The sequence below is a fragment of the Pseudomonas sp. TH37 genome (genome assembly GCF_016650735.1).
In the GTDB taxonomy this organism is placed as follows: domain Bacteria; phylum Pseudomonadota; class Gammaproteobacteria; order Pseudomonadales; family Pseudomonadaceae; genus Aquipseudomonas; species Aquipseudomonas farris.
In genome coordinates, this window is record NZ_JAEKFD010000010.1 from 58031 (window position 1) to 79348 (window position 21318).

Below are 21318 nucleotides of genomic sequence, written 5' to 3' on the forward strand. Positions count from 1 at the left end.
GCCGCTCATTCTGCGTATTGCCGGGGCGGCTAAACCCATTCAAGACAGGCATCTCTCCTCCGCTGGCTCCTGCAACCCCATGAACCGCCGCACTCGATGAGCCTCAGGCTCCTCGCGGATCTCCTGTGGCGAGGCATCCAGCTGAATGTGGCCATTTTCCATGAAGATCACCCGGTCAGAGATCGACAGCGCAAAGTCCATCTCGTGGGTGACGATCAGCAGGGTCATGCCTTCCCGGGCCAGATTGCCTATGACCGTGAGCACCTCGCCGACCAGCTCCGGATCCAGCGCCGAGGTGGGCTCGTCGAATAACAGGATGTCCGGGTCCATGGCCATGGCTCGGGCAATCGCCACGCGCTGTTGCTGGCCCCCGGACAGTTGATGCGGATATTTGTGGACGTGGGCCAACAGGCCGACCTTGTCGAGTAGCTGGCAGGCGCGTTGTTCGCTCAGTGCGCGGCTGACGCCATGATAACGGGGAGCGAGGCTGATGTTGTCCAGCAGCGTCCGGTGAGGGAACAGGTTGAAGTTCTGGAACACCATGCCGATGCGCCGTACGCCCTGACGAATCCGACGGCTATCCGGTTTGTCCTCGGCATTGATGAAGCTCTCCCCGAACAACAGGATTTCGCCTTGATCGATGCGCTCCAGGCCATTGACCGTCCGAATCAGCGAGGTCTTGCCGGAGCCCGACGGGCCGATGATAGAAATCACTTGGCCACTTTGTACCTTCAGGTCGATGCCCTTGAGCACATGATGATCGCCGTAGCGTTTGTGCACGCCCTGAAGTTGCAGGGCCGGGGCGGCGCCTTTGGCCGGGGGTTTGAACTTGCTCGTTGCTACAGGCGCCAGACTGTCACGCAGCACTTTCGCCGAGGCGCTATCGAGGGTTTGCGGTGTCCGCAGGTTGAGGTCCAGGTAGCATTCCAGGCGTTGCAGGGCGAAGCCGAACACAGTGACGATCAGCACGTAATACACACCCACCGCCGCCAGGGTTTCCATCACCAGGAAGTTCTGGGCATACAGGCGCTGGCCGACGGTCAACAGTTCGGTCAGTGAAATCACCGAGATCAACGAGGTCAGTTTGACCACTGTGATGTATTCGTTGATCAACGTTGGCAGTGAGATGCGAAACGCCTGGGGAATCACAATCAGCCTTTGCAGGCCGAACAGGCCGATACCCAGAGCACGGCCGGCTTCCTTCTGCCCCTTGGCGACCGAGATCAGTCCGCCACGATGAATTTCAGCCATGTAGGCGGCCTCAGTGACCACCAGCGCCAACAGGCCGGAATAGAACGGCACCGACAGCACCGGCCCGGCACCGGGCAGCAGCTGCGGCAGGTTGTAGATGAAGACCACCAGCACCAGCAGCGGAATGCTGCGAAAGAACCAGATGTAGAGTGACGCCGGCATGCGCAGCCAGGGTAAGCTGGACAACTTGGCTGATGCCAGAACAAAGCCCAGCAACATCCCCAGGAACCAGGCCAGGGCACTCAGTTCGATGACGGTCAGGCTCGCCGCCCAGAAGTCAGTCTTGGAGAACAGCGAAATAAAGTAAGACCAGTCGAATTGCATAGACACCTCGTGCGAGCCGCGCCCTCGACCGAGGGCGCGGTTTCAGCCATTACTCGGAGACCGGTTCCAGATCATATTTTTTGAGAATGGTGGCGTACTCACCGCTGGCTTTACTGTCGGCCAGGGCCTTGACCAGCGCCTGATAAGTAGCATCGGCGTCTTTCTTCACGTAGATGCCCAAGGTCTGCGGGTACACCAGCTTCTGCGAGCTGACCACTACCCGCCCGTTGGTACGCTCGGCGATCATGTGCGCGGCGCCAGCAATTTCCACCTGAGCCTGGATGTTCTTCGAGAGCAGCGCCTGTGTCACTTCGGGAGCCGAGGGGTACTCGTTGACGGTGATGGCGCCTTTGTTGTTCGGTACGCAGTAGTCGCTGGACAACTGGGTGAACTTGCCAACCCAGGTGGTGCCCTGCTCCAGGCCGATCTTCAGGCCGCACAAGTCTTCAGGAACCTGAGGGGTCAACTCACTGCCCTTGGGCACCATGATCGCGGCGCCGGTATTGGCGTAGGCGATGGTGCGGGCCTGGAGCTGGCGTTCGGGAGTGATGTACATGCCGGAAATGATCGCGTCGTAATGCCCGGCGTTGAGGCCGTTGATCAGATTGGGAAACTTGGTATCGACGAAGTTAGCCTTGACGTCCATCGCCTTGGCCAGGGAGTGGGCCAACTCAGGGTCGGAGCCGACCACATTCTTGTCTGCGTCGTAGGACTCGAACGGCGGGTAGGTGATTTCCATACCGACCTTCAACACACCGGGGGTCGCGGTGCTGGCGAAGGCGGTACTGGCGCAGAACAGGCCAGCGGCGAGCAGGCTCAGTTTGGTCAGGGCGTAGTGGCTTTTCATCGTGGGAAGCTCCGTTGGTTGTTTTTTTAGGAATGAGTGGTGGTGTTCTTCAGGCGGCCGAAGCTCGATGGCTTTCGAGCCCGGGACGGCAGCTCAAGCTCGCCGTTTTCCACGCGTTTGCGCAGGTACTGGTAGGTCTGCAGCGCCTGGCTCCACATGTGCTCGCCAATCGCCAGTGCCTCGTAATCCCCGGCATCCTTGGCGAAAGCCGGCAGCGGTTTGATCAGCGTGTGATAGTCGCAGGCGTAGAACAGCGGGAAGCTGTAGCGCTCCTGAGCGACCTTGCGCACCCGGTGGGCAGTGGCGACAAAGGCCCCTGCGGTCATGACTTCCAGCATGTCGCCGATGTTCACCACGAACGCACCGGGCATTGGCGGTGCGTCGATCCATTGATCCTGATCGTTAAGCACCTCCAGCCCCGGTTGATCGGCATGCAAGATGGTGAAGCACTCGTAGTCGGTATGTGCGCCAATACCCGGGGCATCCACGGCTTCGGCGTCGAAGGGGTAATGGATCAGTCGCAGCTTGGAGGGTGGGCGAGTCACCAGCGCGTCGAAGTAGCCCTCCTTCAACCCCAGGGCCAAGGCGAAGCCATCGAACAGTCGGCGACCTAGAGAGAACACCGCCTGATAGTAGTTTTGTACCGCGCCCTGGAAGCCCGGCACGTCAGGCCAGTGGTTCGGCCCCAGCAGCGGCGTACGGTTGAGGAACAGAGGGTCATCCACAGGCACTTCGAAGCCGATATCGAAGGCCTCTTTATGATCCGGCTTGCCCTTGGAATACACCTCCTCACCTTCGGGCACGAAACCTTTATGGCTTTGCGAGGCGCCGATGTAGTGGCGCATCTTGGCTTCCAGCGGCTGTGCAAAATAATCCCTGGCCGCCTGGCGCAGGCCCTCGATCAGCGACGGATCGATGCCATGCCCGGTGATATACAGAAAGCCCACATCGCTGGCGGCGCGACCCAGTTGCTCGGCCACTGCCAGGCGGTGCTCCAGTTCAATACTGAAGAGTCCGGCGATGTTCACCACCGGGATGCTGTTGAAGTTGGCCTGGGTTGACGAGGTATTACTCATGGCGGGCTCCTTCACGCGTGAAACGATCGAAGTGTTCGCGCTCGGTGCGGGCCATCCACTGGTTCAAGGTCCAGAGGTCGGCCACCGGCATATTGGTGAAGGGCAAGTGATGCAGATAACCGTCGGCACCGAACTCCGGCGTCAGGGTGCTGACCGAATAGCCGCGCTGAAGCTGAGAGGTCCAGACGGCCTCCCAGTGACGCTGATGAAAAGCCAGTTCACGGGCATATTCCGGAGCGGCGGGATGGGGGACTTGCGGGCCCTGGTCATAGCCGACCCGGGCCTGAATGTGATGCACACGCTCGACGAAGGTCGAAAGATCGTCGGCCGGGTCGTCCAGCAATCGCTCGCAGCACACCACCCAATGACTGATGTCACTGGTGAAACGCAGTCCCGGCAGTTGGCGGATCAGTTCCAGGGTCACCCAAGGGCTGTATAGGGAACGGGCGCGGTGAGTCTCGAAACTGCAGAACACCCCATGCCTGGCGGCCAGTTCCATGGCCTGGCCGAAGAACTCGACCTGCAATGCCTGCGGCCAGCGGTCGTTGCCTGCCAGCAGATTGACGAAACGTGGGGTCAGCTCCGTGGCCCAACCCAGCTTGCGATCAATGTCGGCCAAGTGTTGGGCGGGTGTGGCGTTCTGGTCGGGCAATACATCGTAAGCACTGAACAGCGTGCAGATATAGGGAACCCTATTGCTGCGCAGGAAAGCGCCGAACTCGCCACGCTCATCGGCCTGCAGCGGCAGACGTGCTTCGATGCCATCGAAGCCGGCGGCGAGCAATTCATCCAGGGCCTGTGCCTTGCTGGCGGTATAGCCCCACAACGTGCGGAAAATCTCTAGCTTCATGCATTCCTCTCGGCTGCGTCGGGCCACTAGCGGATTGGGCTGGTGGCGTTTACTGGGCAGTCGAAAGGGGATGCTGCGGGCTGCTGCTCTGATGGCGTCAGTCCCGTGGGGAGGATCCTAAGACCCTATCGGCAAATGATTGAATAGGCTGCAGCAAATAGTTAGTTCAGAAATTCATGAACTAACCATGCCGGGTTTTCTTGCACTCTGTAAGCCGCAATGCGATCCGTAGCAGCTGTCGAGCCTGCGAGGCTGCGTTCGGCTGCGCAGCAGTCGTAAAACCAGAACTCGCGATGTGTCAGGCAGACCGCATCAGCCGGACTCACGACTGCTTCGCAGCCGAACGCAGCCTCGCAGGCTCGGCAGCTGCTACAAAGAGTGCGACCAGTGCTGATGCGCACGAACCAGAACAGAGCACTGCGGCTCAGCCATTCCCGCGACTGGTGCGTTGATCGCATTTTCTGCCTTCGTAGCCCTGGCCATCGAAATGGAATCTCCCCTTCACTGCAGGGGCGACAGGCTGACGCGCTGGCGACCGCAAAGGCTGGCAAACAACTTGCTTAGGCTTTTGATCAGGCTTGAGCCATCAATGACGATGGCTTCGCAAAGAATCACGGGCAACGGCGTCCGCTCCCTTCCACATGGTGGAAGGTGGGCGTACGCCGTTTTTGCTTTCATCCCGGTACAAAAGGAAATCCTCATGTCTGCTCAAGGAATACTCCCCTCGGGTCATGCCATCGCCGCTCTGCACAGCGGCGGCAAATCGCGTCCCGCCGGCACAGCCCTCAGAGCATTGTTCAAACCCGGTATGGCCCTGCTCGAACGCAGTAGAACCGGTTTCTGGTTACCGCTTGGATTGGCCCTCGGCGCCTGCGGTCTCGTGCTGGCCGAACAACCCACAAGCGCACTGACCCTGATACCTGGCGTCCTTTACCTGGGCTGCGCCTGGCAACTTCGCGAGCGCCATCAACGCCATCTGCAGACATTCTGGGACGCTGAACTGGCACGGCTGCTACACGGCTCCCAGAATGCAGACCCAGCGACGCTACTGGTGGCAGCCAGCATGCAACTGCGCAACAACGAACGCTTGCGCAGCGAGGTACAGTTCGCCAGCCGTGCCCTGGAGCACATGGCCCAACAGGCCCGCGACCAGGGTGAGGAACAAAGCCAGCGAATCGCCATGATCGCGGCCGCCAGCGAGCAGATCGATCAGACCCTGCACAGCATCGATGCCTTGGCCCAAGGTGCGCTGGCGGCCTTCGCCAACGCCCATGCCCAGAGCGAATCCGGTTGTCTGGAGGCGCGCTCAGTGGGTGGCAGCATGCTCACCATTCAGCACAGCCTGGGCAATACCGCTCACGCCGTGGAAGCATTGCTGCAGCGCACTACCGCAGTGGAAAGCACCGTCACTAGCATCCAGGCACTGGCCAGGCAGACCCAGTTGCTGGCGCTCAATGCCTCCATCGAGGCTGCCCGCGCGGGTGAGCACGGCCGCGGTTTTGCCGTGGTCGCCGATGAGGTCCGCAGCCTGGCCCAGGCCACCGACCGGGCGACCAACGAAATCACCACGGCCGCGACGGCGATCGCCACAGCCGTGCGCCAGGTGGACGGCGAGGTCAAAGAACACCGTGCTTTGCTGGAATCAGGCAGCCAACAGAGCGAGCACCTCGCCGCCAACCTCGACGACCTGGCTCGACGAAGCCAGACCAATCTGCAACACCTCGGCGCCATGCAACTGGCGCTCAGCGAGCACCAGCAAGCCAATCATGCCCTCAGCGAACAGTTGCAACAGGTCAATGGGGCGGTGCAGGAGCAGAGCATGCAAACCCATGCGTTGCATGATCTGACCCGTTATCTCAACCAGCTCACCGTCGGAAGCCGCCCATGAACCTACAACTCGGCGCAACACTCGATGCTGGGCAATCTCGACGAATCCGTCTGCCACAGGTTGACACCGGACTGAAACAGGCTCTCTTGCTGGGCCTCGACCTGCTGCAAGGTCTGCAGCAGCATCGCGGCCTCGGTGGACAGATCACCCGCGAGGCGCAACAGCGTTGCCAGGCACTCGGTCACGCGCTCGACCAACGCTGGAGGGAGTGGCCGTTTTCCGCACAATGCCAGTCCTGGAACTCATTACGCCGCGACCCTACGGATTTCGATGGCCATTGCCGGTTGCTGCAAGACCTGCTCGGCGCCATCCAGCACCTCGAACTGCAACGCTGTGCGCTCAATCTTCAGCCCCCGAGCATCGCCGAGCGCTGTTGGGAGCTGGAAGACCTGGGGCGGCTGCGCGGCCTGTCGGTACGCGCCGCCGCCCATCAGCGTTGCCCATTGGAAATGCTTGTGCAATTGCAGTACCTGCATGAGCGCTTGCTCAGGCATGCCCCCCGTTCGCTGCACGACGCTCTCGAACGACTTCAAAGTTGCCTGATCGGTACAAAGACCGTGTCTATCACCCCGGCGGAGTGCTACGCCCTGCTCACCCCTTTGCTCGACGAACGCCTCGACGCTATCCGCCGGGATCTGGACTGAGGCAGATAACCATTCGACTTCGCAGCGGTGCCGAGGACGCGCTGCTGTTACCACGCGGCCGGTATTCACACCCTACCCAGCCGTCATAACCCAACTGGTCGATCAATTCGAACAGATACGGGTAATTGACTTCTCCCAGGTCCGGCTCATGTCGATCCGGCACGCCGGCGATCTGGATATGACCGATGCCGTCGAAGTCCCGACGCAGTTTAGTGGCCAGGTCGCCTTCGACGATCTGGCAGTGGTAGCAGTCGAACTGAACCTTCAAGTTACTGGCGCCCACTTCCTTGCAGATGGCTTGGGCCTGATCCTGGCGGTTGAGGAAAAAGCCCGCCCCGCGCATGTCCCTGATGATTAATGTTCCAGGACAGCACTACCGTGCTGCGGGCCAAAAAAAATGGATCTCTTTTCAGGGATCCATTTTTTAATGCGTGGAGCGGGTAGTGATGAAGCAGATATCAGAACCAGGTTTCCATCTGTATGCCGTACTGCCATACACCGCCGGCGTTGAAGTCCGTCTTGCCGAAGTTGTCTGTGGAACTGTATCTGTCCAGGTCCGAAGACCAGTTCATGAGACTTGCGAACACTCGCAATTCGGGGCGTGTGAGAAGGTCTCCAAAGTCAGGCTTGAATGTCGGAGCGACCGTGAATTTCCAGAAGTTACCGTCGACTGCATTACGTTGCATGTAGCCCTTGGGGTCGAGGTCCATGGTTTGCCAGCTCATTTCGTAGGCCATCTCGAAATTGCTGTTGATTTCATTGGCCAACCGCACGTTCAGGGTCATCCAGCGGTAGTCGTCACCCTTGACGTATCTATCCTTGCTTTGTTCAGCCAACAAGCTGGGGCCGATGCGCCAGCCGGGTGCAATGGGTGTCTCGCCATAAAGCGCCAGACGCAGCGCGCGAGCATCATCGATCAGTTCGCCGTCCGAACCGATGTTCTTGACCTCTGCCCCCAGACCTTGCCCATAGAGCAGCGCCGTTTTGAAGAAGCCTTCCCTGCCGAAAAAGTTTTTCTGGTGATTGACCAGCATGCTGTGCAAACCGGAATCCGCAGGCGTCAGGCCCGCTTCATTGGTGCGAGTGCCAAAGTCGTTTTTCTTTGAGCCAATGCCATTGAACATCCACTGCCACTGACCATTATCGAAGAACTGGTTGGAGGTGAGGATGTAGCTTTCCACATCGGCATTGACACCGCCCTCACTGAAATCCCCGTAGTTGCGCCCGATCAAGGAGTAATTCGAGCGCCAGTTCTTGTTCATCTGCACATCGTAGATACCACCCCCGGTGCCGGCCAGAAAGACGACGTCCGAGTCCAGCCAGTGGATATCGAAATTGTCCCTGTCGAATCGTTTGCCTGCCCACAGGGTGGAATTTTCGAACACTGAGTTGCCCTTGAAGGCGGCGAGATGATCGAGTTCGGTAAATACCTGACGCACGTTGAGGTTGCTCTCCTCGGCCGTCCAGTCATTGGAACTCTCCACTCCATCGGCGATGGACACCGTGAATTTGGAACGGGTGCCGTTCTGCGCGTAGGCTTCTTTCGACAGGTCTATGCGCATGTAGGTGTCGTCTTCGTTGCCGAGTCGCCCGACGGCACCACCGACTGAACCGGCAGGCGTTGTATAAGGGCCACCACGACCACCACCCAGCCCATCGTTGATCAGCAATCCGGAGCGGGCGTAACCCTTGAAGCTGAAGCCATCAGTCAGGTGCCCGCTACTGTCCTGCTTTTCCATGCTTTGCTGACGGGCTTCGAGTTTTGCCAATCGGGTGTCCAAAGCAGGTGCCGACATGGCTGCTGCAGTTGACGCGGCGGGCTGCAAGGCGGGAGTGGACAGTTTGATTTGCTGCAACTCCCTGGCGAGTGCCTGGGTTTGCTGTTCGGCTGCGGCGGCGCGTTTTTCCGCTGCGCTGGCACGGGCTTCAAACGCGGCCATGCGCTCTTCCAGAGTCGCGGCCTGAGAGGTTGCCACCGAGGTGCCGAGCACACCTGCGAGAAGCCAGCTTGATGCTTTCTGCATGTGAATTTCCTTGTTTTGTTTTTATTTTTCTGTTCCCGCGACCGACCTTTTTCCGTGAATTGTGAATTGTCAAAATCGACGAAAAAAAGGATGCCTCATCGCAAATACGCTGCTACATTTGGCGATGTTAACGTTAACTTTTCTAAAAACAAAAATAAAGAGGGCTTTATGAAACAGCTGAAATCTCTCCTTCCAGCAGCACTGCTCACCCTTTTTGCCGGGCTTCCTTCCCTCTCGAGCGCAGCCGATTTAACGATCTCGTGTGGGGCGGTAGGTGCGGAGTTACAACTCTGCAAAGAGGCTGTCGAGGCGTGGTCGAAACAGACCGGCAACCACGTCGAAGTGGTTTCCACGCCTAACTCGGCGACCGAGCGGTTGTCGTTCTACCAACAGATCCTCAGTGCGCAATCCAGCGACATCGACATCATTCAAATCGATATGGTGTGGCCGGGGATGCTGGCCAAACATCTGCTGGATCTGCGCGAGGTGCTTCCCGCCAACGCGACCCAGGGCTACTTCCAGGCACAGGTGGATAACGCCACGGTGAACGGACGGCTGGTGACGATGCCGTGGTTCACCGACTCGGGTCTGCTGTATTACCGCAAGGACTTGCTTGAGAAGTACAACCAGCAGGTTCCCCAGACGTGGGAGGAAATGACCGCTACCGCCAGGAATATTCAACAGGCCGAGCGCACTGCCGGGAATCCCAATGCGTGGGGTTACATCTTTCAAGGGCGCGCCTATGAGGGCCTGACGTGTAATGCGCTGGAGTGGATCAGCAGCCAGCCGGAAGGCGGACTGGTCAATCCACGAGGCGACATCGTGGTCAACAGTCAGGCATCAAGAACGGCTTTGACCCTGGCAAAAAGCTGGGTGGGAGACATCTCCCCGCGGGGCGTACTCAATTACACCGAGGAAGAAGGCCGTGGCGTATTCCAGTCGGGAAATGCGCTGTTCATGCGTAACTGGCCGTATGTCTGGGCCCTGGTACAAAGCAAGGACAGCGCCGTAAAAGACAAGGTCGGGGTCGCTCCCCTGCCCCGCGGCGGCGAGGCCGGCAGCCATGCATCCACCCTCGGTGGCTGGGGCCTGGCGGTATCGCGTTACAGCGCCCATCCAAAACTTGCCGCAGAGCTGGTGAGTTACCTGACCACTGCCCAAGAGCAAAAACGGCGTGCCCTGATAGGCGCCTATAACCCGGTTATCGAGTCGCTGTATCAAGATCCTGAACTGCTCGCGGCAATGCCTTATTACGCTCAGCTGCACAGCATTCTCAACGATGGGGTGATGCGCCCCGCCTCAATCACTGCCGATCGCTATCCACGGGTCTCCAATGCGTTCTTCGATCGAGTGCATGGCGTGCTGGCGGGCGAGTTGCCTGTCGATCAGGCGCTGGCCGAACTGGAAAGCGAACTCACGCGCATCAAACGCCGGAACTGGTAAGCCACAAGGAAGAAAATCACCATGTCTGTCTCTACTACCCATGTCCCCTGTGACGAGCTTCTGCTCACCAGGGAAACGCCCGTACAACGTCGCCGAGTACGCGCTGCCTGGCTGTTTCTGACGCCGATGCTGTTGTGTCTGGCCCTGGTGGCAGCCTGGCCGCTACTGCGCACATTCTGGTTCAGCCTGACCGACGCCAGTCTGTCGGACACCGGTGGCGGATCCTTCGTTGGCCTGAGCAATTATCTGTTCCACAACGGCTCCAGCTGGTCGGGCATCCTGGTCGATCCGCAATGGTGGAACGCGGTGCGCAACACCTTGCATTTCACCGTGGTGTCGGTGGGACTGGAAGTCGTACTGGGACTGTTGGTGGCGTTGCTGCTCAACATCAAGTTCACCGGCCGTTCCCTCGTGCGTGCGATGATTCTGATTCCCTGGGCGATTCCGACCATTGTCTCGGCAAAGATCTGGTCATGGATGCTTAACGACCAGTTCGGCATCATCAATCACATGATGCTGAGCGTCGGCCTGATTGATGCCCCCCTGGCCTGGACGGCAGATGCTGATCTGTCGATGTGGGCGGTGATCCTCGTCGACGTCTGGAAGACCGTGCCGTTTGTCACGTTGCTGATGCTGGCGGCCTTGCAGATGTTGCCGAGCGATTGCTACGAAGCCGCGAGGGTCGATGGCATTCATCCGCTGAAAGTGTTCTGGCGTGTCACCCTTCCCCTATTGATGCCTGCACTGTTGGTGGCGGCGATCTTCCGCATCCTCGACTCGCTGCGGGTATTCGACGTGATCTATGTGCTGACCTCGAACTCGTCGAGCACCATGAGCATGTCGGTGTATGCCCGTCAGCACCTGGTGGAATTCCAGGACGTCGGTTACGGCAGCGCGGCCTCGACGCTGCTGTTTCTGGTGGTTGCGGTCATCGCCATGCTTTATCTCTACCTCGGACGCCGTCAACTGGAGGTCCGGTCATGAACCTGCGCCTACTGAAAAAAGCACTGTTGCGCCTCGGATTCTGGTGCCTGATCGGGGTATTGCTGCTGTATGCGGTTTTCCCTTTCTACTACGCCATCGTGACTTCACTGAAGCCGTCCAGCGCCTTGTTCGAGGTGAGCTACTGGATCAACAACCCCGACTTCTCCAACTACGCGGCGGTACTCCATCAAGCCTCATTCCTGCGGGCCATCGGTAACTCGCTGGTGGTTGCGCTTAGCGTGGTGACGCTGGCGTTGTTCCTCAGCGTGACCGCCGCCTATGCCTTGGGCCGGGTGAAGTTCCGTGGGCGTGGCACGGTGTTGATGATGGTGCTGGGTGTGTCGATGTTTCCTCAGGTCGCTGTGCTGTCGGGGCTGTTCGAAGTGATCCGCGCCCTGGGTCTGTACAACACATCCTGGGCGTTGATCCTGAGCTACACGATTTTCACCCTGCCCTTCACCGTCTGGGTGCTGACCACGTTCATGGGGCAACTGCCTCATGAACTGGAAGAAGCGGCCATCATGGATGGCGCGTCCCCATGGGTCACGCTGACCCGCGTGCTGTTGCCGCTGCTCTGGCCCGCACTGGTCACCACGGGCTTATTGGCCTTCATCGCCGCATGGAACGAGTTCCTGTTTGCCCTGACCTTCACCCTCACCGACACGCAACGCACGGTACCGGTCGCCATCGCCTTGATTTCCGGCGGGAGTCCTCATGAGCTGCCTTGGGGGCTGTTGATGGCCGCATCGGTGGTGGTCACCGTCCCACTGGTGATTCTGGTGCTGATCTTCCAGCGCCGAATCGTTTCCGGTCTCACTGCCGGCGCGCTAAAGGGTTGATGCCCGACAACTATAAGGAACAGCATCGTGATCAAGTTGAAACTAGACAACGTGAACAAACAATTGGGCGGCGCGCGGATTCTTCGCGACGTCAACCTGGAGATCGCCGCGGGTGAATTCGTGGTGTTCGTTGGCCCTTCGGGCTGCGGAAAGTCGACCCTGCTGCGACTGATCGCCGGGCTGGATTCGATCTGCGGCGGCGACCTGCTGATCGACGGGCGTCGGGTCAACGACCTGGAGCCGCGCGAGCGTGGCGTCGGCATGGTGTTTCAGTCCTATGCCCTGTACCCGCACATGAGCGTCTACGACAACATCAGTTTTGGCCTAAAACTGGCCAAGACTGAAAAGACCAGCCTGCGCGAACGCGTATTGAAAACTGCGCAAATCCTGCAGTTGGACAAGCTGTTGCAACGCAAGCCAAAGGAACTGTCCGGCGGGCAGCGTCAGCGTGTAGCCATGGGCAGAGCCATGGCGCGGGAACCGGACATTTTGTTGTTCGATGAGCCGCTCTCCAACCTGGATGCCTCCTTGCGGGTGCAGATGCGCAACGAAATCGCCCGGCTGCATGCCCGACTGGGCTCGACCATGATCTACGTCACCCACGATCAGGTTGAAGCGATGACCCTGGCCGACAAAATTGTCGTGCTCAATGGCGGTCGCGTAGAACAGGTCGGCTCACCGCGCGAACTCTATGAACGCCCGGCCAGCCGCTTTGTCGCCGGTTTCCTGGGTTCGCCCAGAATGAATTTTCTGCCCGCGCGCCTGCAGACACCAGGTGAAACCAGCCTGGTCGATACCCTCGTATGGGGTCACACGCCCCTGCCCTTCGACAGCTCGAACCTGCCGGCAGGCACGCAGCTGACCCTGGGGATTCGCCCGGAGCACCTGTCGCTCAAGGCGGCGGAGGGAACCGCTGGCATCGTTGTGACCGCGGTCGAATACCTGGGCAGCGAAACCTATGTGCACCTTGAGACAGGTCAGGACGAGCCATTGATCTGTCGTTGTGAAGTCAGCGCCGGATGGAAGGCAGGCGATCGGGTTGAGCTGCAGCTGGACATCGACAACCTGCACCTGTTCAACGCCGACGGCGCGGCCTTGAGCCGTCATCCACACGCCATTGAAACCCTGCCGGATGGCGTTTCTCTACGCCCGGTACGAGCAAGCGCCCTATGACTGTGTCTTTGAATTCCATGAGTGTTCCAATGTCCGCTGCCCTTGATATTGCGCACCATGCGCTGCGTGATGCTCTGTCTCGCGTCATCGATGATTATCGCCCCGGTTATCATCTTGCCCCACCAGCGGGCTGGATGAACGACCCCAACGGGGTGGTGTACTTTCTTGGCGAATACCACGTGTTCTATCAGCACCATCCCTTCGACGCGAAATGGGGCCCGATGTATTGGGGGCATGCCAAGAGTGCCGATCTGGTCCATTGGCAGCATCTGCCCATTGCATTGGCGCCCGGCGACGATTTCGACCGCGACGGTTGTTTTTCCGGTAGCGCGGTGGTGTGTGGCGATACCCTGGCACTGATCTACACCGGGCACACCTGGCTGGGGGAAGTGGGTGACGAGCGCTCGATCCGTCAAGTTCAGTGCCTGGCCACCAGCACCGACGGCATCCGGTTCGTCAAGCATGGCGCCGTCATTGAAACCGCGCCGCAAGACTCGATCATGCACTTTCGTGACCCCAAGGTATGGCAGGAGGATGACGGCTGGTACCTGATTGCCGGCGCACGTCTGGGCGATGTGCCGTTGCTCCCGCTGTACCGTTCCACGGATCTGCACACCTGGGAATTCCTCGACTATGTGTCCAGCGGCAGCGAGGGCGATGGTTACATGTGGGAGTGCCCGGATCTGTTTCGCCTGAACGGACGCGATGTGCTGCTCTACTCCCCTCAAGGCATGCAACCCGAGGGTTACGAACGGCTGAACAAGTACCAGACCGGTTATCGAGTGGGCCAACTCGACAGCGAATGGCACTTCACCGGCGGGCCTTTTATCGAGCTGGATAACGGCCACGATTTCTATGCCGCGCAAACGCTCCTAGCCGCCGACGGTCGGCGCCTTGTGTGGGCGTGGCTCGACATGTGGGAAAGCCCGATGCCGAGCCAGGCCCATCACTGGTGCGGCATGCTCGGTTTACCGCGCGAACTTGAACTGCACGCCGATCGCCTTTGCGTATATCCGGCACAGGAGCTCACCGCTCTGCGCAAGGCGCCATTGCCGGGCACGCCTTGGTGGGATGAATCGGGAACCCTGTGCGTGCCGCAAGTGAATGGCGACATGCTCGAAATCCATGTGCATCTGGATTTGCTCGGTTGCACCGATGGCCACCTCGGAATCGCCTTGCGTTGCAGCGACGATGACCATGAAGAAACCCTGCTTTACTACGATGCATTGCTGCGGCGTCTGGTGCTGGATCGCAGCCGCTCGGGTGCGCAAGTCACCGGTCAGCGCAGCGTGTCGATAGACCCGACACAAGAGCGACTGGAATTGCGCGTGTTTCTCGATCGCTCGTCCATTGAGGTGTTCGACGAAAACGGCCGCTTCAGCCTCAGCAGTCGCCTTTATCCGCGGCCCGACAGTCTGGGGGTCAAGCTGTTTGCCAGCGGAAGTGGCGGGCGTGTCTCGATTCCCAAGGCATGGTCTCTCGACTCTGGATGGCTATGAGCGGCGTCATTCGAGTCGCGAGAAACCCGGCCCCTGTGTCATGATCCTGCGTCAACCTGACCGGCCTCGCCTCGCATGACTTCAGTGAAAGACGTTGCACAGCTGGCCGGCGTGTCCTTGATGACGGTTTCTCGAGCGCTCAACAATCCGGAAAAACTGAGCCCCGAAACCCTTCAGCGGGTGCGTCGCGCCATTGACGAACTGCAATTCGTACCGAGCCTGTCGGCGCGCAAGATGCGCGGCGACAACCTCCAGTCGCGCACCATCGGTGTGTTCGCACTGGACACCGCGACCACACCGTTCGCCGTCGAGTTGCTGCTGTCCATCGAACAGACCGCGCAGCAGGCGGGCTGGAATGTGTTCATCCTTAACCTGTTGAGCAACCCGCCCACCGACCAGAACATCGACCTGATGTTGTCGCACCGTCCCGACGGGTTGATCTTCAGTGCCATGGGTTTTCGCCAGGTGTGCATTCCCGAGCGCTTGAAGAGCAAACCGCTGGTACTCGCCAATTGCCTGGCGGATGACAGTCGCCTGGTCAGTTATGTGCCAGACGACGAAACGGGGCAGTATCGCGCCGTACATCACGCGTTGAGCCAGGGCTATCGGCGCCCTCTGTGTATCAATCTGCCAAAACAGAGTCTGGCCTGGGACCTGCGACAAAAAGGCTTGCTGCGTGCCTGTCAGGCATTTGGCCTTGCGCCTGACGCACTCCTGCAATACGACCTTTCCGATCATGATGCCTATGGTGAAACCGCAGCCATCCTCGACCGGCACATCATTGAAGGTCGTCCCCAGTTTGACATTCTGATCTGTGGCAACGACCGCATTGCCTTTTGTGCTTATCAGCTGTTGTTGGGCCGTGGCCTGAAAATCCCCGACGATGTCGCCGTGCTTGGTTACGACAACATGATCGGCATCGCCGAACTGTTCATCCCGCCGCTGACCACCGTGCAATTGCCGTACTACGAGATCGGTCGCAATGCGGCCCTGCACCTGATCGAGGCCCTCGAGGAATCGGGAGCTCAGCCAGTCGATTGTCCATTGGTGGTCAGGGCGTCGCTATGAAGCGATTGACGCATTCCATTCGTAACCTGAGGCGCTTACGCTCTGGAGGCAACGCGGTAATGGGCAATCCCCTTGCCCTTTACCAAATCGCGCGCCAATTCAGCTTCAATAAAATACTTTAAAAACAATAGATTGAAGTCATCGAGTGGATTATTGGACAGAAGGCTATATTTTTGACTAGTGACATTTGACAGGCCGTCTGGAGTGGTCGATACCTAAGTGGGTCGACGTACAACAAAAGATCTAACTCTATTAATAGATATACGCTACCTCCTGCGTTTAAGTTCACGATCGAAAGTGCTTGTTTTTCAAAGGACCGTGCGTTCGGACCCTGCGGTAGCTTTGGCCATCGCAAAAGAACACCCTTCCTCTGATGACACGACGATATCACTTATAGCGTTAAGTAACGCTTACACTTTCTATCAAGAGTTTTGATTGAGCGCAGTCCCGGCAAGAGAATCTTCCCGCACCAGGCAGCGCATACGCCAGATTATTGACTCAACCTTTATTGTCATCGTTACTTGTGCATTACATGCTTCATTATTGATACACCTGTTCCAGTGACTTAACACCTTCGCGATGCCACATTCTCTATAGAGTTCATTGGAAGCGCAGTGGCATTGCTGAAGCGCGAACAGGCATGCTTAACCAATATTTCGGAGCTTGCCAGAATGCTGACGAGTACCCAAGGTTCCAACTGGTATCTTTTGCAGTGCAAGCCGCGTCAGGACGAACGGGCACAAATCAATTTATTGCGACAAAACTACGTCATATTTTGCCCGCAAATCATTAGCGAGCGCCTGATTCATGGCAAACCCCATCAATCGCTTGAGTCTCTGTTCCCCGGGTATCTTTTCATTCAACTGAGCCGTGACGACAAATGGGCGCCGTTGCGTTCTACCCGTGGGGTCAGCCGCATCGTCGATTTCAATCATGGCCCGGCAACGGTCCCGGACGACGTCATCGAGCATCTGCGTATCCGGTGTTTCAAACCACCAGAATTGCACACACCCCAACTGTTCAAGCCTGGGGAAACGCTGCAAATAACCCGAGGACCATTATCGACACTTGAAGGTATTTTCCTGAGCATGTTAGGTGACGAACGCGTCATGATTCTTCTTCACTTCTTGAATAGAGAACATCAAGTTCGTATTCCATTGACTGACATTGGACGACTACGACCGCAGCTATAAACTTAATCTTTACTCTTCTGCAGCGGCGCACTTTACAACCAAACAGGCAAATTTCTCATCCGTTAAACTTTCATTTACACCCAACCTGTTATTGCCAGCTGCCTTCTTGATTTCCTGCCATTTGGCAGGCAACTACTTAAACTTACAACCTTCACCCAATAAAACAATACTGATAGCGCCGCGTATTACACCGAGCACATTGACCACTATTTTTCCGGTCTATAGTCATTGAACTCACCCCCAGGAGCAATAATATGACTCTCAAGACCCGTGGCCCTTTCGCACTGTTCATGATCTATTTGTGTCCCGGAACAGCCTGGAGTCTTGATCCCCAGTCCATTAATATTTATGGGTTCGACTTCACTCCTACCCTGCTGTTTTCAGAAAGTTATGATGATAATTTCCGCGAACTGGAGCGGGCGCAGTCTTCCGTGGTGACAAAAGTAGCGCCCACTTTCGAACTCAAGGCGGAAGACCGCAACAGTGCCACCCGACTTATCTGGCAGCCCACCCGGTACATTTATCATGACGATTCGGATGCCTCGAATACGGCACAACGCATGCGCCTGAACAGCATCATGGAATTCACCGATCGCCATCGACTGAAACTTGAAGCGGAAGCACGTAAATACGAGCGTACGACGTCGACCGCAGTCGATGGCATCAATGACAAGATTCGCAGTAACCGCGTCAATGGTCTCTATACCTACGGCGCCAGGAGCGCTGCCAATCAGATCGATCTGGGCGCCAGTTACGCTCAACTTCGCTACGACAATTCAGGCGGCATCAACGACGACAAAGAGCGCGATACCACTGGCCTGACCAGCACCTGGTACCACCGCATCGGCAGCAACACACGTGGATTGCTGGAATACGACCATACCGACTTTGATTACCGGTCCAACAACCGTCTCAACAGCACATCCGATGCGGTCCTCGCCGGTGCCGAATGGGATTTCACCGCACGCACCTCCGGCAAAGTCCGTGTGGGTTATGAGCGCAAGAACTTCGATGACAGCAGTGTCGATGACCTCAGTAACCCGACCTGGCGGGTGGATCTGCGATGGAAACCACGAACCTATTCGACCTTCTCGTTTGTTGCCCGCCAAGCCATGGCCGAGGGCGACGACGGTGCTGATGCCGTCAAAACCACCTCGGCCCTGGTCGGCTGGCGTCATGGCTGGACCGAACGCATCACCACGGTGGCCGAAGTCGGGCTGGCCCGCTATGAGTACGAAGGGCAGGAGCGCACCGATGACCTTCGTGACTACAACCTCGCCGTGGAATACGCAATGCGCCGCTGGCTGGATATCGAACTGGCCTATCGCTACCGCAACGATGACTCCGATACGGACAATCAGAGTTTTGAACGCAACATCTTCCTGCTCAGCTTCAACGTAAGTCTCTAAGAGGTTTTCCCCATGAACTCGCGAATGCTTGGCTTGTTGTTCGTGCCGTGGCTGTTGCCCGTGACTTTTGCAGCAGACACCGGTGCCCAGTACAAACTGGCAGCCGGCGATGTATTGCGCATCACCGTGTTCGGTGAGCGGGATCTGAGCTTCGAGAAAATCCGCCTCAACGATGCCGGAATGTTTTCCTATCCATTTCTGGGTGATATTGCCGCCAAGGGGCTCACCCCCAATCAGGTGGAAAAGATCATCGTCGACGGGCTAAAGCAAGGGTACCTGGTCGACCCCAAGGTCAGCCTCAACCTGATTGCCTACCGCTCGTTCTACATCAATGGAGAGGTACAGAAACCCGGCAGCTATCCGTTCGAACCCGGGCTGACACTGGAGAAAGCCATCGCCCTGGGCGGCGGCCTGACCGAGCGAGCCTCGATCAAGCGGGTGACCATCGTGCGCGGCGATGGCTCCCCACCACTGACCGACACGGTCACTCGCAGCACCGCCATCGCCCCCGGTGACACCATTTCCATTGCACAAGGCTTTTTCTAATCATGGACAACAGCCCTAGCCTATATGTCGAACGTCCACTCCAGCCGCATGTGCCGCAGCATCAGCCGTACAGCGAGGAAAAGGACACCATAGACCTGCTCAAATACTGGAGGGTGATCTGGCGCGCCCATTGGAAAATCGGCTGGTTGATAGTGCTTGGCTGTGCGCTGGCGATGGCCACGCTATCGTTCATCCCCCCGCAATACATCGGCAGCACCACCCTTCTGATCAAAGAAAAAACGCCACCGCTGTTGTCCTTCCAGCAAGTCACGGATTCGAGCTCCGGTACCGTCGATTACTTGCAGACGCAACTGGCGCTCTTGCAATCGCGGGACCTGGCCGAACGAGCGGTCAAAAAGCTGAACCTCACCACCCACCCGGTGACCGATCCGCGCCAGCAACCGGAGTCGTGGTTCACGCCGCGCAAGTGGTTGGCAACGCTTGAGCTTGGCCAATGGCTGCCCGTACTGGGCCGTTTGACCCCCGTGGAGGTAATGCCCTCTGAAGCCGATATCTTCAATCAAGTCACGCAGGACCTCATGCGGCATACCAGCGTCAAATTCGTCGGCAAGAGCCAGCTGATTAAAATAGAAGTGGAGCTGCCCGACCCTGGTTTGGCTGCCGCTACCGCCAATGCGATTGCCCAAGGCTTCATCGATAGCCAGCTCGACAACAGCCTTAAGTCCTCGCAGACCAGCACCAGCTGGATGAACTCACGCCTGATCGAGTTGCGCAATAATCTGCGCAATGCCGAAGACAAGCTGCAGGGCTATCGGGAAGCACAAGGCCTGGTCGATGTCGGCGGTGTCGCCACCATCAGCGCCAATGAACTGGAAATGACCGGCAATCGCATGATCGATGCCCGCCGTAATCTGGCAGAAGCCGAGAGCCAGTTCCGCCAGGTGCAGTCTTTGAGTAATGGCAACTTGAGCAACCTCTCCAGTGTGCCGGCCGTCCTGAGTAATCCTTTGGTGCAGAAGTTCCAGGCGCAACAGGCCAAGGCCCAAGCCAAGGTCGAAGAGTTGTCGGGGCGCTACGGCCCAAAACATCCGACCCTTGTCGCCGCTCGCGCCGAGCTGCGTATGGCCACCGACAGTTTGCGTCTGCAGGTTCAGCAAGTGGTTGCCGGCATTGAACATGAGTACCAGCTGTCCCGGGCCAATGAAAACTCACTGCGTAAGTCATTCAACAGCAATAAGGCGCAGCTACAGGATATTTCGCGCAAGGAGTTCCAGCTGCGTGAGTTCCAGCGTGAAGTCGACAGCAGCCGCGCGCTGTATGAAACCTTCGTCACCCGTTTAAAGGAAACCGCTGCCACCTCAGACATGGACTCCACCAAAGCGCGCATCGTCGACCCTGCGATTGTTCCTCTGGATCCGAGCAAGCCTCGTAAAACACTGATTATGGCGATTGTCGCCATCGTGGCTGCAGTGATCGGTGTAGCGATGGCATTGCTGTCCGAAACCCTGAACAAAACCTTCAAGACCGACGAAGCAATCGAAAGCACGCTTGATGTCCCCCTGCTCAGCGTGGTGCCGCTGGTCACGAAGAGAAGCCGCCGGCAACTCGCGCGACTGTTCGACGACAACGACCATCCGCGTTTTTGCGAGACCATTCGCAATCTGCGCACCTGGTTGATGTTGCACGGCGGCGACATGCCGTCACAGGTGGTACTCGTTGCCTCGACCATGGCCGAAGAAGGAAAAAGCACGATCGCCAACAACCTGGCGTACTCACTCGCCAAGCTAGAGCGTGTCCTGTTGATCGACGCCGACATGCGCAGACCCAGCCTTTCGCTCAACTTCGATTTTCCGGCAGATGCCCCGGGGTTGGCCAATGTCCTGGCGGGCACTGCGCGGCTCGAGGACTGTATCCGGACTGTCGGCGATCTCGACATGTTGCCGGCCGGGAAGCTGTCGCCGCCACCGCTGGACCTGCTCAGTTCGCCGCGCCTGACCCCGATGCTCAAGGTGCTGAAATCGCGGTACCAACGCATCATCATCGACTCACCGCCTGCGCAAATGGTCAGCGATGCACTGTTGCTGGCCCAGCATTCGGACGCGGTGATCTACGTGATCAAGGCCGAAAGCACGCCTGTCAGCCAGGTACAGAAGTGCCTTGCGATACTGCAGCAGAGTCATGCGCCGGTGTTCGGTGTGGTGCTCAACCAGGTTGACCTGAGCAAGGCCCGCAAACAGGGCTACAGCCATTCCGATACGTTCCAGAACTACGACTACATGTCCCGGTAAAACCTTGCGTC

Annotated in this window: 17 protein-coding genes and 1 pseudogene; 12 read left to right on the forward strand and 6 right to left on the reverse strand. The window is 58.2% G+C overall.

Annotated features, from left to right (window positions below; genetic code table 11):
- Positions 1 to 39 precede the first annotated feature (39 nt).
- Genes JFU11_RS22805 through JFU11_RS22820 form a run of 4 tightly spaced genes read right to left on the reverse strand, consistent with a single transcriptional unit; the run spans position 40 to position 4348 of the window.
- The gene (locus JFU11_RS22805) at positions 40 to 1575 is read right to left on the reverse strand and encodes an amino acid ABC transporter permease/ATP-binding protein (RefSeq protein WP_201062167.1); all 1536 of its coding nucleotides are present in this window, start codon (positions 1573 to 1575) and stop codon (positions 40 to 42) included.
- Positions 1576 to 1624: 49 nt separating this feature from the next.
- The gene (locus tag JFU11_RS22810) at positions 1625 to 2422 is read right to left on the reverse strand and encodes a transporter substrate-binding domain-containing protein (protein WP_123721792.1); all 798 of its coding nucleotides are present in this window, start codon (positions 2420 to 2422) and stop codon (positions 1625 to 1627) included.
- Between the two features lie 26 nt (positions 2423 to 2448).
- Positions 2449 to 3498, reverse strand: coding sequence for a 2-oxoglutarate and iron-dependent oxygenase domain-containing protein (locus JFU11_RS22815; protein ID WP_123721791.1), 1050 nt, complete (start codon positions 3496 to 3498; stop codon positions 2449 to 2451).
- Positions 3491 to 4348: a TIM barrel protein gene (locus JFU11_RS22820; protein WP_201062168.1), complete on the reverse strand. Its 858-nt coding sequence runs from the start codon at positions 4346 to 4348 to the stop codon at positions 3491 to 3493. The genes JFU11_RS22815 and JFU11_RS22820 overlap by 8 nt, the downstream gene beginning before the upstream one ends.
- 700 nt (positions 4349 to 5048) lie before the next feature.
- On the opposite strand from JFU11_RS22820, the gene JFU11_RS22825 reads away from it, so the two are divergent.
- Positions 5049 to 6236: a methyl-accepting chemotaxis protein gene (locus tag JFU11_RS22825; RefSeq protein ID WP_201062169.1), complete on the forward strand. Its 1188-nt coding sequence runs from the start codon at positions 5049 to 5051 to the stop codon at positions 6234 to 6236.
- Positions 6233 to 6880: a hypothetical protein gene (locus JFU11_RS22830; protein ID WP_201062170.1), complete on the forward strand. Its 648-nt coding sequence runs from the start codon at positions 6233 to 6235 to the stop codon at positions 6878 to 6880. Before JFU11_RS22825 ends, JFU11_RS22830 begins: the two co-directional genes overlap by 4 nt.
- On the opposite strand, the pseudogene JFU11_RS22835 reads toward JFU11_RS22830, so the two are convergent.
- Both JFU11_RS22835 and JFU11_RS22840 read right to left on the reverse strand, forming a co-directional pair.
- Positions 6858 to 7229 (reverse strand): annotated as a pseudogene (locus tag JFU11_RS22835) (TIM barrel protein); the annotation flags it as partial. The gene JFU11_RS22830 and the pseudogene JFU11_RS22835 overlap by 23 nt on opposite strands.
- A 109-nt stretch (positions 7230 to 7338) precedes the next feature.
- Positions 7339 to 8904: a carbohydrate porin gene (locus JFU11_RS22840; RefSeq protein ID WP_201062171.1), complete on the reverse strand. Its 1566-nt coding sequence runs from the start codon at positions 8902 to 8904 to the stop codon at positions 7339 to 7341.
- 168 nt (positions 8905 to 9072) lie between these two features.
- Here JFU11_RS22840 and JFU11_RS22845 point away from each other — a divergent pair, with 168 nt between their 5' ends.
- The 10 genes from JFU11_RS22845 (at position 9073) to JFU11_RS22890 (ending at position 21307) form a co-directional block, all read left to right on the forward strand.
- Positions 9073 to 10347 (forward strand): ABC transporter substrate-binding protein, encoded by a 1275-nt coding sequence (locus tag JFU11_RS22845; RefSeq protein ID WP_201121379.1) that lies wholly within the window; start codon positions 9073 to 9075, stop codon positions 10345 to 10347.
- A 21-nt stretch (positions 10348 to 10368) separates the two neighbouring features.
- Positions 10369 to 11331, forward strand: a complete 963-nt coding sequence (locus tag JFU11_RS22850; protein WP_052963821.1) for a sugar ABC transporter permease — start codon at positions 10369 to 10371, stop codon at positions 11329 to 11331.
- On the forward strand, positions 11328 to 12170 hold the full coding sequence (locus JFU11_RS22855) for a carbohydrate ABC transporter permease (protein ID WP_123721785.1): 843 nt from the start codon (positions 11328 to 11330) through the stop codon (positions 12168 to 12170). The genes JFU11_RS22850 and JFU11_RS22855 overlap by 4 nt, the downstream gene beginning before the upstream one ends.
- Before the next feature lie 27 nt (positions 12171 to 12197).
- The gene (gene ugpC, locus JFU11_RS22860) at positions 12198 to 13343 is read left to right on the forward strand and encodes a sn-glycerol-3-phosphate ABC transporter ATP-binding protein UgpC (protein ID WP_123721784.1); all 1146 of its coding nucleotides are present in this window, start codon (positions 12198 to 12200) and stop codon (positions 13341 to 13343) included.
- A complete protein-coding gene (locus JFU11_RS22865; RefSeq protein ID WP_201121372.1) occupies positions 13340 to 14842 on the forward strand; it encodes a glycoside hydrolase family 32 protein in 1503 nt (500 codons plus the stop codon). Before ugpC ends, JFU11_RS22865 begins: the two co-directional genes overlap by 4 nt.
- A gap of 75 nt (positions 14843 to 14917) precedes the next feature.
- Positions 14918 to 15910: a LacI family DNA-binding transcriptional regulator gene (locus tag JFU11_RS22870; RefSeq protein WP_123721782.1), complete on the forward strand. Its 993-nt coding sequence runs from the start codon at positions 14918 to 14920 to the stop codon at positions 15908 to 15910.
- A 671-nt stretch (positions 15911 to 16581) separates the two neighbouring features.
- On the forward strand, positions 16582 to 17103 hold the full coding sequence (gene rfaH, locus JFU11_RS22875; RefSeq protein WP_123721781.1) for a transcription/translation regulatory transformer protein RfaH: 522 nt from the start codon (positions 16582 to 16584) through the stop codon (positions 17101 to 17103).
- Between the two features lie 254 nt (positions 17104 to 17357).
- Positions 17358 to 18512, forward strand: a complete 1155-nt coding sequence (locus JFU11_RS22880) for an outer membrane beta-barrel protein (protein ID WP_123721780.1) — start codon at positions 17358 to 17360, stop codon at positions 18510 to 18512.
- Between the two features lie 12 nt (positions 18513 to 18524).
- Positions 18525 to 19058, forward strand: coding sequence for a polysaccharide biosynthesis/export family protein (locus tag JFU11_RS22885; protein ID WP_123721779.1), 534 nt, complete (start codon positions 18525 to 18527; stop codon positions 19056 to 19058).
- 2 nt (positions 19059 to 19060) lie between these two features.
- On the forward strand, positions 19061 to 21307 hold the full coding sequence (locus JFU11_RS22890; RefSeq protein WP_201062175.1) for a polysaccharide biosynthesis tyrosine autokinase: 2247 nt from the start codon (positions 19061 to 19063) through the stop codon (positions 21305 to 21307).
- Positions 21308 to 21318: the final 11 nt, after the last annotated feature.